Origin of the sequence: Legionella maioricensis (assembly GCF_023618015.1) — a bacterium.
Lineage (GTDB): Bacteria > Pseudomonadota > Gammaproteobacteria > Legionellales > Legionellaceae > Legionella > Legionella maioricensis.
Genome location: NZ_JAJKBJ010000012.1, coordinates 17,479 through 30,201, shown reverse-complemented (window position 1 = coordinate 30,201; position 12,723 = coordinate 17,479). Strand labels below are relative to the sequence as shown.

Sequence of the window (12,723 nt, the reverse complement as noted above, 5' to 3'; positions counted from 1 at the left end):
TCTCTCGCTACGCTCGAGATGAAGTGGTATTACCGAAATGATGTTACGTAGCATTACACAGAGATGACGTAGCATTACTTGGGGGGAAGTAGATTACTAAGATGGTGTGGAGCTAAGATAACTGCATTCAGGTATAAAATTTTTTTTCCCTTGGATCGCTCATTCCCGCAGAAAGTTCTCTGGTGTATGATGCTTGTTATTTTGTAAGTGATGGAGCTATCTTAATGGATAAAGATAAGAATAAACATGTGGTTAGAGCGAATAGAGGAACAGAAAAGCAAGCCAAAAGTTGGTTAACCGAGGCTGCTTTACGTATGCTATGTAATAACCTGGATCCGGAGGTGGCTGAGGATCCTGAAGCACTAATTGTTTATGGCGGATTAGGTAAGGCTGCGCGTAATTGGGACTGTTTTAATAAAATTGTTCAAGTGCTCAAAGCATTAGATGATGATCAGACTTTACTAATTCAATCTGGTAAACCGGTAGGGGTATTCACTACGCATGAAGATGCTCCTCGGGTGTTAATTGCCAATTCTAATTTGGTTCCTCGATGGGCAAATTGGGAATATTTTAATGAGTTGGATAAAAAAGGCCTGATGATGTATGGTCAGATGACGGCCGGAAGCTGGATTTATATTGGTTCCCAAGGCATTGTTCAGGGAACTTATGAAACATTTATTGCTGCTGCTAAAAAACATTATAATGGTGATTTATCCGGACGTTGGATTTTAACAGGCGGCTTAGGCGGGATGGGCGGGGCGCAAACTTTGGCGGGAACTATGGCCGGAGCAAGTGTCTTGGCGGTTGAATGTGACTTAACTCGTATAGAAAAACGTCTTAAAACTAGATACTTGGACAAATATACTGATAATCTTGATGAAGCTTTATCTTGGATAAATGAATCATGTCAGAAAAAAGAACCTGTTTCTGTGGCAATTTTAGGCAATGCTGCAGAAATTTTTCCTCAATTGGTCCAACGCGGCGCTACTCCGGCTTTAGTCACTGATCAAACAAGTGCTCATGATCCGCTTAATGGCTATCTCCCCATTGGATGGTCTTTGGAGCAAGCTGCTGAAATGCGGAAAACATCACCTGCTCAAGTGGTGGAAATGGCCAAAAAATCTATGGCGGTGCAGGTCCATGCTATGCTGGAATTTCAAAAGAAAGGCATTCCTGTTTTTGATTATGGGAATAATATTAGACAAATGGCCTTTGAGGCCGGAGAAAAAAAGGCATTTGGCTTCGAGGGATTTGTACCGGCCTACATTAGGCCATTGTTCTGTGAAGGAATTGGTCCTTTTAGATGGGTAGCATTATCAGGAGATCCTGAGGATATCTATGCAACCGATGAGATGGTGAAAAAACTTATCCCTGATGACAAGCACTTGCACCATTGGCTTGATATGGCTCGGGAAAAAATCGCTTTTCAAGGGTTACCAGCGAGAATTTGTTGGGTGGGATTAAAAGATAGAGCACGGTTAGCCTTGGCATTTAATGAAATGGTTAAAAATAAAGTGGTTAAAGCGCCTATTGTTATAGGCCGTGATCATTTAGATTCGGGTTCTGTAGCTAGCCCCAACCGTGAAACCGAAGGCATGTTAGATGGAAGCGATGCAGTTTCGGATTGGCCGCTACTAAACGCCTTATTAAATTGCGCCAGTGGCGCAACTTGGGTCAGTATTCATCATGGCGGCGGCGTTGGAATGGGATTTTCACAGCATGCGGGTGTAGTGATCGTTGCTGATGGTAGCGAAAAGGCTGCCAGTCGATTGGCAAGGGTCTTACATAATGATCCGGCTACCGGGGTCATGCGTCATGCGGATGCTGGTTATGCTCTTGCCAAACAATGCGCAAGAGAGAACTCGCTTTGGCTGCCTATGGTCTCTCAAGAGGAGTCCGTAAATGTCTGAGAATTTTATACTTGAACCCGGTCAATTAACATTGCTTTCTATCAAGCAAACCTTAGACCGCCATCTATCCTGTTCACTTTCTGAAAATGCACTAGGTTTGATAGAAGCATCACATCAAACGGTAAAAAAAGTGCTTGAGGATAAAAAAACCGTTTATGGGATCAACACCGGCTTTGGTTCTTTAGCAAATCAGACTATTTCAACAGAGCATTTAAAGGAATTGCAACGAAATATTGTTCTTTCTCATGCCTGTGGCACTGGCGAGTTACTTTCTGACAAAATTGTATCCTTGATTTTATTGCTTAAAATCAATAACTTGGCCCAGGGTTACTCCGGTGTTAGGCTGGAATTAATTAGTGCTTTGATTTCATTATATAATCATCAGGTCTATCCTTGTATTCCGGCTAAAGGTTCAGTAGGGGCATCAGGAGATCTGGTGCCTTTGGCTCATATGTCTTTGCCCTTACTGGGTGAGGGTGAGGTACGCTATCAAGGCAAAATTATCAGTGCTAAAGAAGGTTTAAAAATTGCGGGTCTTAATCCTATAGAGCTCGAGGCTAAAGAAGGTCTGGCTCTTCTTAATGGGCTACAAGTTTCTACTGCGATTGCGCTTACTGCTTTATTTACCAGTGAAATTTTATTTGAAACTGCAGTTATAGCAGGAGCATTGTCTGTAGATGCCGCTTGCGGTAGCGATGTGCCGTTTGACTCCAGGATTCATCAAGTCAGGGGCCATCAAGCTCAATGCGATGTAGCTGCAATGTATAGAGAGTTATTAACCGGCAGTCAGATAAGAGAATCTCATCGCAATTGTTCTCGGGTTCAAGATCCTTATTCTTTACGTTGTCAACCACAAATCATGGGAGCAGTATTACACCAAATGCAATTTGTCAGTGATACGCTTCAGGTTGAGGCTAATGCTATTTCTGATAATCCTTTAGTTTTTGCTGAACAAGGTGATATTTTATCCGGTGGTAATTTTCATGGGGAAATTATTGCGATGGCAGCTGATAATCTCGCTTTGGCAATTGCAGAAATAGGTGCAAATGCTGAACGGCGTATTGCTTTGTTAATTGACAAAAATTTTAGTGGATTACCTGCCTTTCTGGTGAAAGAAGGGGGCTTGAATTCAGGCTTTATGATTGCCCATGTCACTGCTGCTTCTTGCGCTAGTGATAATAAGGCCCTTGCTCATCCTCATTCAGTTGATAGTCTACCTACTTCCGCAAATCAGGAGGATCACGTCTCAATGGCAACCAGTGCGGCCAGGCGCTTGCATGAAATGAATGATAATATTGCGACAATCCTAGCCATTGAACTATTAGCCGCTTGTCAAGGGTTAGAATTTCATAAACCGTTAAAAACGTCTCCATTATTACAAGAGGTTTATGATAAAGTTCGAGTTGATGTGGCGCCGTATGACCGAGATCGGTACTTTGCGCCAGACTTGGCAATTATAAAACAGAAAATTCTTGATGCGGAATTTTCTAGTCCACTTTAATAATATTCTTATAGGATGAGGATAAAAAAATGGATTTAAATACGCAATTTAAACATTTGCAAAATGAATATCAAAGGAATCCTTATCCCTCTTTGACTGAGAGGAAAAAATTATTACTGGCGATAAAAAAAGCGTTGCAAAAAAATGCTTATAGTTTAGCTGAAGCGGTTAGCAAAGATTTTACTTATAGGGCGGAACAGGAAACTCTTTTTTTGGAGATTTTCCCAACAATAAAAGCCATCAACTTTTGTCTTAAAAAGATGAAGTTCTGGATTAAAAAAAAGTCAAGAAATGTATCCTGGATGCTTGCTCCAGCCCGCGCTTATCTGATTCCTCAGCCATTAGGTATTGTGGGCATTATGGTTCCCTGGAATTACCCTGTTTACTTGGCTTTGGTACCCGCAATTTACGCTTTGGCTTCGGGTAATAAAGTAATGATCAAAATGTCTGAATTATCACCCAATACGGCTCAGACCCTGCAATTATTGTTTAGTACTCTCCCTGTAGGAGACGCTATTCAGATTATTGATGGAGACGTAGAACTGTCAAAACAATTCGCCTCACTTCCATTTGGACATTTACTATTTACTGGTTCTACTTCTGTAGGAAAATCAGTCATGAGTATGGCAAGCAAAAATCTTACTCCGGTTACTTTAGAGTTGGGAGGGAAATCTCCTGCAGTATTGTCCTCGTCTATGAACCCTAAATATTTCAAACGACTATTTATGGGTAAATTATTTAATGCGGCTCAAACGTGTATTGCTCCAGACTATTTATTAATTCCCGATGGGTGGGAAGAAAAAATACAAGAAGAATTTAAAAATTTTATTCATACTCATTATCCGGACTTGATGAATAATGAACATTATTCCAGCATTATTTCTGAGCATCACAAGCAGCGCTTGCTGGAGTTGGTCCAGGATGCGCGTAATAAAGGAGCTCAGGTTGTCACCTTTGGCGAGTTGAACCCAGCTAATAATAAAATACCCATTTATTTATTATTTGGCGTCACCCAAGAGATGAAAGTAATGCAAGAAGAAATTTTCGGTCCCATTTTGCCTATTATATGTTATAAAGCAGTCAACGAGGCCGTGGAGTATATCAAATCTTATCCTAACCCTTTGGCTTTATATTATTTTGGTGAAGATGATGCGGAGATAGAGTATATTCAGACTCAGACGCTTTCCGGGGCTTTAACCATCAATGATACCATAATGCATATTGCTGCTGATGATTTGCCATTTGGTGGTGTGGGTATGAGTGGCATGGGACAATATCATGGGCAGGAAGGTTTTAATACTTTTTCAAAACTGAAGCCAGTATTTGTGCAAAGCCGGTTTTCTACAATTTCATGGCTTTATCCTCCTTATGGCAGGTTACTGGATATGCTTTTATCTAAAATTGGTGGTATTAAAATCAAAAAAAACAGATAATTTCTCAATAAACTATTATTCCTTTTAACGTTAATTTTTTTATAGAATTATTTTATGAGTGTTGAAATTTATACCGATGGTGCTTGCAAAGGAAATCCTGGGCCTGGGGGATGGGGCGTATTGCTGCGTTATAATGGTAAAGAAAAAACCCTTCACGGTGGCGAGCCCCATACTACTAATAATCGCATGGAGTTGATGGCCGCGATTAAAGGTCTTGAATCTTTGAAACGTCCTTGTGAAGTTGATTTGTATACTGATTCGCAATATTTAAAAAAAGGAATGATGGAATGGTTGCGTGGCTGGAAAATTAATGGCTGGCGAAATTCTAAAAAAGAACCCGTTAAAAATGCCGATCTTTGGCAATTGCTGGATAGTTTGGCGTCTTCTCATCAAATTAAGTGGCATTGGGTGAAAGGACATTCAGGTCATGTGGAAAATGATTTGGTTGATGCTTTAGCAAATCAAGGCATAGAAGAATTAACATAAATGAGCTAGAAGATGATTCGACAAATTATTTTAGATACAGAGACTACCGGCATAGGCCCTGAACAGGGCCATAGAGTAATTGAAATTGGTTGTGTTGAGTTAATTGATAGAAAATTAACTGGAAAGCATTACCATGTTTATATTAATCCGCAACGTTTGGTTGATGAAGGTGCTTTTCGTGTTCACGGGATCAGTTCTGAGTTTTTACAGGATAAGCCGTTATTTGAAGACATAGTTTCTGAGTTTTTACAATTCGTCGGTGGAGCTGAGCTAATTATTCATAATGCACCATTTGATGTGGGATTTCTTAATTCCGAGCTCAAACACGTTAAGTGGCAGAAAAAATTAGAAGACTATTGCACTATTTTTGATACTTTAACGCTCGCACGAGAAAAACACCCCGGGCAACGCAATAGCTTGGATGCTTTATGCAAACGCTATGATGTAGATAACTCCAATCGCCAGCTGCATGGAGCTTTACTTGATGCGGAAATCCTGGCTTTCGTCTATTTGGCAATGACTGGCGGTCAATCCAGTTTATTTGCTGAAGTTGAATCTGCCTCCACTGATTTAAAAAGTAAAACGCAAGAAATTTATGCCCTTAATTTGGCTAATCCAGTGGTGTTAAAGGCAAGCGATGAAGAGTTAACTTTGCACCAGGAGTTTGTAAATTTCTTGGCGAAAAAATCAGGAATAAATCACTGGGAAGAGCAAGCAACGGAGCCGGTTGATTGATTTTTGTAAGCGTTTTTGTAACATACTGAAATACACGGGAAACAAGCAGCGGGGTTGGGAGCCCAACCTATGTTGCTTCATCGGTAGCGTCAAGTCTACCGATGAGAATGTTGGATTACTCAATATAGTGTTACGTGATTAGCTTTTGGGAACCAAATATTTTTCAGCAAAATCTCTGCCAATGCATTCACCCAACGTTCTGCCCCAAGTACCAGCAGATTCGCTGTTTATTTTATCAGGAATACTGGCGTATATTTGATCCTGGCATTTTTTTGCACTGTCAGGAATTAAAGACACGCATTTTTCATAGGTCATTTTAATTTCATCGAAGCGTTTTTTTAAATCCGCATCTTGTATAAAACCCTTACAAATTAGATCAGGTAGCATTGGGGCCATAGAATTTAACCAATTGTCTTTGGGCATCTCTGATTGAGCGTTTGTTTGTGTGCTTGTGCCGGACGTTTCAGCATTCGAAATAAATGGTACAAAAGCACTACTTAGTGCAATTGTTGTGGCTATAAGAAATTTCCTTGACATGATGAGTTATCCTTATTTTTGGTATCAATTAAATAGTAGAACAAGAAATCGCAAATTGCCTTCAAATAACTTATTTATATGAAGATTTTGTTGAATTATCAGTCTAAGACAGCTACAAATGGATTTGTTTTATTTGATTTGTTTAAAATTTAAACTAATATAAGAGTGTGAAGGAATAAATAGGAATAATTATGGAACAGTCCAATTTTAGCTTTACACTCTTATCTCGTATTTCAATAATTCTATTTTCTGCCATTTTTTTGAGCACTGGTTATGCGGCAGGAAATACTTTTATTTTTAATCCTAATACTCTGTCGTGGAAAGCAATAAATGCAAATGGTAAGGTAGTGCGGTCGGGTCGAGGTTCGGGAGGAAGACATTATTGTCCTGATATTCATAGAGGATGTAAAACGCCTTCTGGGGTATTCCGAGTCATTAGTAAGGGAGGGCCTGGTTGTCGCTCCAGTCGTTTTCCGGTAGGAAGAGGCGGTGCCCCTATGCCTTACTGTATGTTTTTTAGTAAATATTATGCAGTGCATGGCTCTTATGAGTTACCCAATTATAATGCCAGTCATGGTTGTGTACGGGTATCTCCCAGCGATGCAAGATGGCTAAGCCAGAATTTTATGCATATAGGAACCAGGGTTATTATTAAGCCTTATTAATGAGGCTATTTGCAGTACTTCCGCAGATATAAAAAACACACTATGAAAGGATTTCCTAGTGTGTTTTTTGTTTCATGTTTTTATTTACAGATCGTCTTCATCATCCATACTAAACGATGAACCACATCCACAAGTGGTTTTTGCATTAGGATTCCTAATGACAAACTGTTCGCCTTGTATTCCTTTAATGTAATCAATTTCCGCATCATGTAAATATTGATAACTCATTGAGTCAATAAGAAGTTTGACTGTCGACTTATTGTCGGAACAGAGTTGTTCAATAATCGTGTCATCCTCGTTGATTTCCTCATCAAAACTAAATCCATACTGAAAACCAGAACAGCCGCCCCCAGTGATTGACACGCGTAAATTAAGATTGAAATTATCTTCTTCTTTAATTAGTTCTGCTACTTTATCGGCAGCACTTACAGAAAAAGAGATATCGTTGACAGTAGGGGACACATCAATAGCAGCCATAATTAACTCCGGTTTAATAATAAAACGAGTATCAAAACCCATTCTATAATAATTATATACTTTGTAGGGCTAAAAAACCTCATTTTAGAGCCAGGTGAAGTATAAGCAAAATTTATCTAATGATTTGTTCTATAGTGGCTCCTCCTAAACATTGGTTTTTGTCATAGAAAACCACATATTGCCCAGGGGTCACAGCCCTTTGAGGACTTGAAAACATTACATAATGCTGATCTTTATCCATGGGTGAGATCATACATCCTTGTTCTGCTTGTCTGTATCTTGTTTTTGCGTAGCAGGTTAAAGGCAGGTTATCTTTACAATTCGCCAGCCAATGTATTGGGCTACATATTAAACCCTGAGCATAAAGCATTGGATGTTGGCTTCCCTGGGCAATGTATAAAGTATTCGATACAACGTCTTTATCAACCACGTACCAAGGTTCATCTGTTGCGTTTTGCAGACCACCAATTCCCAGGCCTTGGCGCTGACCAAGGGTATAGAACATTAAACCATCATGCCTTCCTAAAATCTCGCCATTCATATTTTTAATGTCACCAGGTTTTGCGAGAATAAATTCTTTTAGGAAAGATTTAAATCGTTTTTCACCGATAAAACAAATTCCGGTAGAGTCTTTTTTTGCATGAGTTACTAAACCAAGCTCTTTTGCAAACTCTCTAATCTGCGGTTTATTATAATCTCCGATTGGAAATAACGTTTTTGCCAATGCTTCAGGTTCTACAGCGTGTAGAAAGTACGTTTGATCTTTGTCTCTGTCTTTTGCTTTATATAAGTAACCAACATCTCCGACAATTTTATTTTTGGCATAATGTCCTGTGGCTATATAATCTGCGCCAAGAGTTAAGGCATGATTTAAAAAAGCATTGAATTTTATTTCTTTATTGCATAACACATCAGGATTTGGAGTTCTTCCTTTTTCATACTCATGCAAAAAATGAGCGAATACTCGGTCCCAGTATTGTTCTGAAAAGTTGACGCTGTGAAGGGGGATACGCAATTGATTGCATACAGCTTGAGCATCAGCAAGATCCTGGGCTGCCGGACAAAATCCATCTGCATCGTCTTGTTCCCAGTTTTTCATAAACAAGCCTTCGACCTGATAACCTTGTTCTTTTAATAGCCAGGCTGCGACAGAAGAATCAACCCCTCCAGACATACCAACAATAACTTTAGCTTTCATAAATAGTGATATCGCTTTAAAAAGATGCAAAAAGTAACTGCAAATTGTTCATTATCTCATAAAAGTAGAGAAAATTGGAGGTGTTTTTTGAAGTGAGTTATTACAATACGCCTCTTATCGCTGTCATCCTGAGGAGCATGCGACGAAGGATCTCCCTTCATCCAGGAGATCCCTCGCTATGCTCGGGATGAAGTTTTCTGCATTTGTACCAGTACTCTATTATTTATTCGATTTTTTACATAGGGATAACGGCATAACGTCTCATCACTTTTTCTGCTTTTAATCCACCAGCTCCTATACCGCCAGGGACACCTACGTTAGTTAAAGAGCCATTTCCTACATCGAAAACCGGTGCAGTCGCAGCGCCAACGCCCCATACGGTAGCTGAGGCAGGTACAGATGAGGCTGGAACACCGGCGCCAGTTACAATCAAACTTAAATTGGCATACGCAGTTGTCGGCGGCAAGTAGGTTATTGGTGCAGTGGCAGTAAGGGCAGGGACCGTTGTAGTATTAACGGAATCGTACACAATAGTGGAAATAGTCCCAATCATTGTCTTAAGTGGAGTTATTGCTACTGAGGAAATTCCGGTGCAGACGGTCGCACTATGTACGGCTGTAGACGACCATTTGATAACAGCGGTTCCATTATAAACTACGCTTGATATGGTTGAGCAGGGCCCCGTTGAATCAGATACAACCACTGAAATACTTGACGCTGATGTGCCAACATTGCCTGTTGTAGAGGAGTTACCTAAACCATTTATTATAACCAGTTGTCCACTGGTAACCGGGACTGCAAAAAGATTAGCCCCTAGACCCCATAAGCCAATCAAAAGTGTTGAGCGTATAAGAAAATGCTTTCTTTTTTTATTGCTTAGCGAATTCTTTTTCCTTAATTCCATAGTTCGTTCCCTCCTTTTTATCATGGATTTTAATAATATCACATATTCGTTGAATACTGTTTTCCAGTGAGCAGAGCAACCCTCATCCCATTTTGAACACTCTAATGGGGCTGGCGTTTACTAATAAATTTGATAATTATTATAAATTCTTGGATAATGTACGGTTTTTGGATGTCTGAAGTATGCTTCATTTACCCGAAATAGTTAAATATGGTCAAAAAGTTACATCACTTACCGTAAATGAGCGATTACCTGCTTTTCTTATAACACCATGCCATTTAACGGTGAGTTACCATGTTGAAGCTAAAGATGATTTTTATTTGATTTATCTAGAGGTGTCTGGCAATTTAACAAGCGTATGTCAACGTTGCATGCAAGAGTTTGCTACACCTTATGATAATCACACAGTTATTGCTGTTTGCCGAAGTGATGAACGGGCTGAGCAGTTGCTGGAACAATACGAATGTATCGTTTCATCCAATTGGCAGGTTGATTTGGAGGAACTGGTTGTCGATGAGTTGCATCTCTATGCTCCTCAATTTCACCCTGACATTAACGATTGTGATAGTGAAATAAATCAATTTTTAACAGAAAAAAATGAATCTTATTGATATTTTGTGCATTTAATACTTGGATTGAAGTTAAAATATCGGTAATATTCCCGCTTTATGAATGCAAATTGTTTAGGAGTAATACAATGGCTGTACAACAAAATAAAAAATCACGCTCACGTCGTGATATGCGTCGTTCACACGATAAGTTAGGTATGCCAACACTTTCAGTTGATCCAACTACTGGTGAAACGCATCGTCGTCATCACATGACCGAAGATGGTTACTATCGCGGTAAAAAAATTCTTGATAACGATACTGCTTACGACGAACAAGAGTAATATTCTTGAAAAACATCACCATTGCTGTAGATGCAATGGGTGGGGATCATGGATTAAATGTAGTGATTCCTGCCTGCATTCGTGCAGCTAAAAAAAATCCTGATTTAAATATCATACTAGTCGGAGTACAAGACAAGGTCAGTGCTTGTTTGAAAAAGCACGGGGTCTTGTCTTCGAAACAATTATCCATAGCGCATGCCTCTGAAGTGGTGGGTATGGATGAGTTGCCTTCGCATGCGTTACGCAATAAAAAAGATTCTTCTATGCGAGTGGCTATTAATCTGGTTAAAGAAGGCAACGCTCAAGCTTGTGTCAGCGCTGGTAATACAGGTGCTTTGATGGCAACAGCCCGCTATGTTTTAAAAACATTACCAGGAATAGACCGGCCTGCTATAGTTTCTGAATTGCCAACGATGAAGGGCAAAACCTGGGTCATTGATTTAGGCGCTAATGTTGATTCATGTGCTGAACATTTATTTCAGTTTGCAGTGATGGGATCGGCGTTAATTCAGGCTATTGAAAATAAACCAAAACCTAAAATTGCTTTGCTAAATATTGGTGTTGAAGAAATTAAAGGAAATGATCAGGTCAAACGTACCGCGCATATGCTTGCAGAGTGTTCGGTGATGAATTATGTGGGCTATGTTGAAGGCGATCATTTTTATTCAGGTGATGTTGATTTAGTGGTTTGCGATGGTTTTGTGGGTAACGTTGCTTTAAAAGCAAGTGAAGGCATCGCAAAATTATTATTAAATTTACTTAAAGAGTCATTTAATAGAAATTGGCTTACTAAAATTTCTGGACTAATAGCCTTACCTGCATTAAATCATTTAAAAAAACGTTTAGATCCATCACGATATAATGGCGCCAGTATGCTTGGTTTAAATGGTATTGTTATTAAAAGCCACGGTGGAGCCGATGAATTAGGTTTTGAATTTGCTATTGAACAAGCTGTTCTTGAAGTAAAAAATAATGTTGTAGATTTAGTACGCGATCAAATAAACGATTTTATAAATCAGGGATTGTTGTTATGAATAATGCTGTCATCAGTGGCACTGGGAGTTATTCTCCTGAGAGGCAAATTACTAACGCTGATTTAGAAAAAACACTTGATACAGATAATGAGTGGATAGTTTCCCGGACAGGAATTCATAGTCGCAGTATAGCGGAAGCGCATGAAACCACTTCTTTTATGGCCTCCAAAGCAGCAGAGCGAGCGCTTGCCGCCTCAGGCCTTGATGCTGAGGAAATTGATCTAATACTGGTAGCAACATGTACTCCTGACCATTTTTTCCCAAGTGTCGCGTGTCATGTTCAATACGCGTTAAAAATTAAAAGATCTATTCCAGCTTTTGACATAAGTGCTGCTTGCAGTGGCTTTGTCTATGCAATGGATATTGCCAAACAATATATTACATCCGGTGCTGCAAAAAATATCATGGTGATTGGTAGCGAAAGTATGTCCAGAGCTTTAGATTGGACTGATCGCTCCACATGTATTTTATTTGGTGATGGGGCAGGAGCAGTTGTACTAAGCGCTAGTGACCGGAAAGGCATTATGGGGAGTGTATTACATTCAGCATATGATGCAGATAAATTATTAACTCTTCGTAATGGTACCTTTGATGATGAACGCGCAACTATAGGCATGCGCGGAAATGAAGTTTTTAAAATTGCCGTCAATATAATGGGTGACATCGTTGATGAAGTTTTAGAAATTAGTGAATTGAAAAAATCCGATATCAACTGGTTAATACCACATCAAGCAAACATACGTATTATTCAAGCTATAGCAAGAAAATTATCACTCCCTATGTCACAAGTCATAGTGACTATTGGTAATCAGGGCAATACTTCAGCTGCGTCCATACCTTTAGCACTTGATTATTCGATTAAAAACAATCTTATAAAAAGAGATGAGCTGTTATTAATCGAATCATTTGGTGGTGGAATGACTTGGGGCGCAATGGTTATTCGTTACTAAT

Annotated in this window: 14 protein-coding genes; 10 read left to right on the top strand and 4 right to left on the bottom strand. The window is 39.4% G+C overall.

Going from position 1 to position 12,723, the window contains the following annotated elements:
* Positions 1–224: 224 nt before the first annotated feature.
* Genes hutU through dnaQ form a run of 5 tightly spaced genes read left to right on the top strand, consistent with a single transcriptional unit; the run spans position 225 to position 6,065 of the window.
* On the top strand, positions 225–1,910 hold the full coding sequence (hutU, locus tag LOX96_RS10845; protein ID WP_250421502.1) for a urocanate hydratase: 1,686 nt from the start codon (positions 225–227) through the stop codon (positions 1,908–1,910).
* Positions 1,903–3,411, top strand: a complete 1,509-nt coding sequence (hutH, locus tag LOX96_RS10840; protein ID WP_250421501.1) for a histidine ammonia-lyase — start codon at positions 1,903–1,905, stop codon at positions 3,409–3,411. The genes hutU and hutH overlap by 8 nt, the downstream gene beginning before the upstream one ends.
* Positions 3,412–3,440: 29 nt before the next feature.
* Complete coding sequence (locus LOX96_RS10835; RefSeq protein WP_250421500.1) at positions 3,441–4,844, top strand: coniferyl aldehyde dehydrogenase; 1,404 nt, start codon at positions 3,441–3,443, stop codon at positions 4,842–4,844.
* 54 nt (positions 4,845–4,898) lie between these two features.
* Positions 4,899–5,330: a ribonuclease HI gene (rnhA, locus tag LOX96_RS10830; RefSeq protein ID WP_250421499.1), complete on the top strand. Its 432-nt coding sequence runs from the start codon at positions 4,899–4,901 to the stop codon at positions 5,328–5,330.
* Positions 5,331–5,345: 15 nt separating this feature from the next.
* Positions 5,346–6,065, top strand: a complete 720-nt coding sequence (dnaQ, locus tag LOX96_RS10825) for a DNA polymerase III subunit epsilon (RefSeq protein ID WP_250421586.1) — start codon at positions 5,346–5,348, stop codon at positions 6,063–6,065.
* Positions 6,066–6,203: 138 nt separating this feature from the next.
* On the opposite strand, the gene LOX96_RS10820 is transcribed toward dnaQ, so the two are convergent.
* Positions 6,204–6,602 carry a hypothetical protein gene (locus LOX96_RS10820; RefSeq protein ID WP_250421498.1) on the bottom strand — a complete coding sequence of 133 codons (399 nt, stop codon included), beginning with the start codon at positions 6,600–6,602 and terminating at the stop codon, positions 6,204–6,206.
* Between the two features lie 191 nt (positions 6,603–6,793).
* On the opposite strand from LOX96_RS10820, the gene LOX96_RS10815 reads away from it, so the two are divergent.
* Entirely contained in the window at positions 6,794–7,267 is a 474-nt protein-coding gene (locus tag LOX96_RS10815) for a L,D-transpeptidase (RefSeq protein ID WP_250421497.1), read from the top strand.
* Between the two features lie 84 nt (positions 7,268–7,351).
* Here the strand turns inward: LOX96_RS10815 and erpA are convergent, their stop codons facing one another.
* The 3 genes from erpA to LOX96_RS10800 all read right to left on the bottom strand — a co-directional run bounded on the left by erpA (position 7,352) and on the right by LOX96_RS10800 (position 9,846).
* Positions 7,352–7,744, bottom strand: a complete 393-nt coding sequence (gene erpA, locus LOX96_RS10810; protein ID WP_250421496.1) for an iron-sulfur cluster insertion protein ErpA — start codon at positions 7,742–7,744, stop codon at positions 7,352–7,354.
* A gap of 112 nt (positions 7,745–7,856) precedes the next feature.
* Positions 7,857–8,942, bottom strand: coding sequence for a tRNA 2-thiouridine(34) synthase MnmA (gene mnmA / locus LOX96_RS10805; RefSeq protein WP_250421494.1), 1,086 nt, complete (start codon positions 8,940–8,942; stop codon positions 7,857–7,859).
* 235 nt (positions 8,943–9,177) lie between these two features.
* Positions 9,178–9,846 (bottom strand): hypothetical protein, encoded by a 669-nt coding sequence (locus tag LOX96_RS10800; protein ID WP_250421493.1) that lies wholly within the window; start codon positions 9,844–9,846, stop codon positions 9,178–9,180.
* A gap of 182 nt (positions 9,847–10,028) precedes the next feature.
* Between LOX96_RS10800 and LOX96_RS10795 the strand changes: the two genes are divergently transcribed.
* The 4 genes from LOX96_RS10795 (at position 10,029) to LOX96_RS10780 (ending at position 12,722) form a co-directional block, all read left to right on the top strand.
* A complete protein-coding gene (locus tag LOX96_RS10795; protein ID WP_250421491.1) occupies positions 10,029–10,457 on the top strand; it encodes a YceD family protein in 429 nt (142 codons plus the stop codon).
* An 86-nt stretch (positions 10,458–10,543) separates the two neighbouring features.
* Positions 10,544–10,738, top strand: a complete 195-nt coding sequence (gene rpmF / locus LOX96_RS10790) for a 50S ribosomal protein L32 (protein WP_250421489.1) — start codon at positions 10,544–10,546, stop codon at positions 10,736–10,738.
* A gap of 5 nt (positions 10,739–10,743) precedes the next feature.
* Positions 10,744–11,772: a phosphate acyltransferase PlsX gene (gene plsX / locus LOX96_RS10785; RefSeq protein ID WP_250421487.1), complete on the top strand. Its 1,029-nt coding sequence runs from the start codon at positions 10,744–10,746 to the stop codon at positions 11,770–11,772.
* Complete coding sequence (locus LOX96_RS10780; RefSeq protein WP_250421486.1) at positions 11,769–12,722, top strand: beta-ketoacyl-ACP synthase III; 954 nt, start codon at positions 11,769–11,771, stop codon at positions 12,720–12,722. The genes plsX and LOX96_RS10780 overlap by 4 nt, the downstream gene beginning before the upstream one ends.
* The last annotated feature ends 1 nt before the right edge of the window (position 12,723 follow it).

Bases quoted from the DNA above. Each gene is read 5' to 3' on its own strand.
- hutU (WP_250421502.1), top strand. From the start codon at position 225: ATGGATAAAGATAAGAATAAACATGTGGTTAGAGCGAATAGAGGAACA.
- hutH (WP_250421501.1), top strand. From the start codon at position 1,903: ATGTCTGAGAATTTTATACTTGAACCCGGTCAATTAACATTGCTTTCT.
- LOX96_RS10835 (WP_250421500.1), top strand. From the start codon at position 3,441: ATGGATTTAAATACGCAATTTAAACATTTGCAAAATGAATATCAAAGG.
- rnhA (WP_250421499.1), top strand. From the start codon at position 4,899: ATGAGTGTTGAAATTTATACCGATGGTGCTTGCAAAGGAAATCCTGGG.
- LOX96_RS10820 (WP_250421498.1), bottom strand. From the start codon at position 6,602: ATGTCAAGGAAATTTCTTATAGCCACAACAATTGCACTAAGTAGTGCT.
- LOX96_RS10815 (WP_250421497.1), top strand. From the start codon at position 6,794: ATGGAACAGTCCAATTTTAGCTTTACACTCTTATCTCGTATTTCAATA.
- erpA (WP_250421496.1), bottom strand. From the start codon at position 7,744: ATGGCTGCTATTGATGTGTCCCCTACTGTCAACGATATCTCTTTTTCT.
- mnmA (WP_250421494.1), bottom strand. From the start codon at position 8,942: ATGAAAGCTAAAGTTATTGTTGGTATGTCTGGAGGGGTTGATTCTTCT.
- LOX96_RS10800 (WP_250421493.1), bottom strand. From the start codon at position 9,846: ATGGAATTAAGGAAAAAGAATTCGCTAAGCAATAAAAAAAGAAAGCAT.
- LOX96_RS10795 (WP_250421491.1), top strand. From the start codon at position 10,029: ATGCTTCATTTACCCGAAATAGTTAAATATGGTCAAAAAGTTACATCA.
- rpmF (WP_250421489.1), top strand. From the start codon at position 10,544: ATGGCTGTACAACAAAATAAAAAATCACGCTCACGTCGTGATATGCGT.
- LOX96_RS10780 (WP_250421486.1), top strand. From the start codon at position 11,769: ATGAATAATGCTGTCATCAGTGGCACTGGGAGTTATTCTCCTGAGAGG.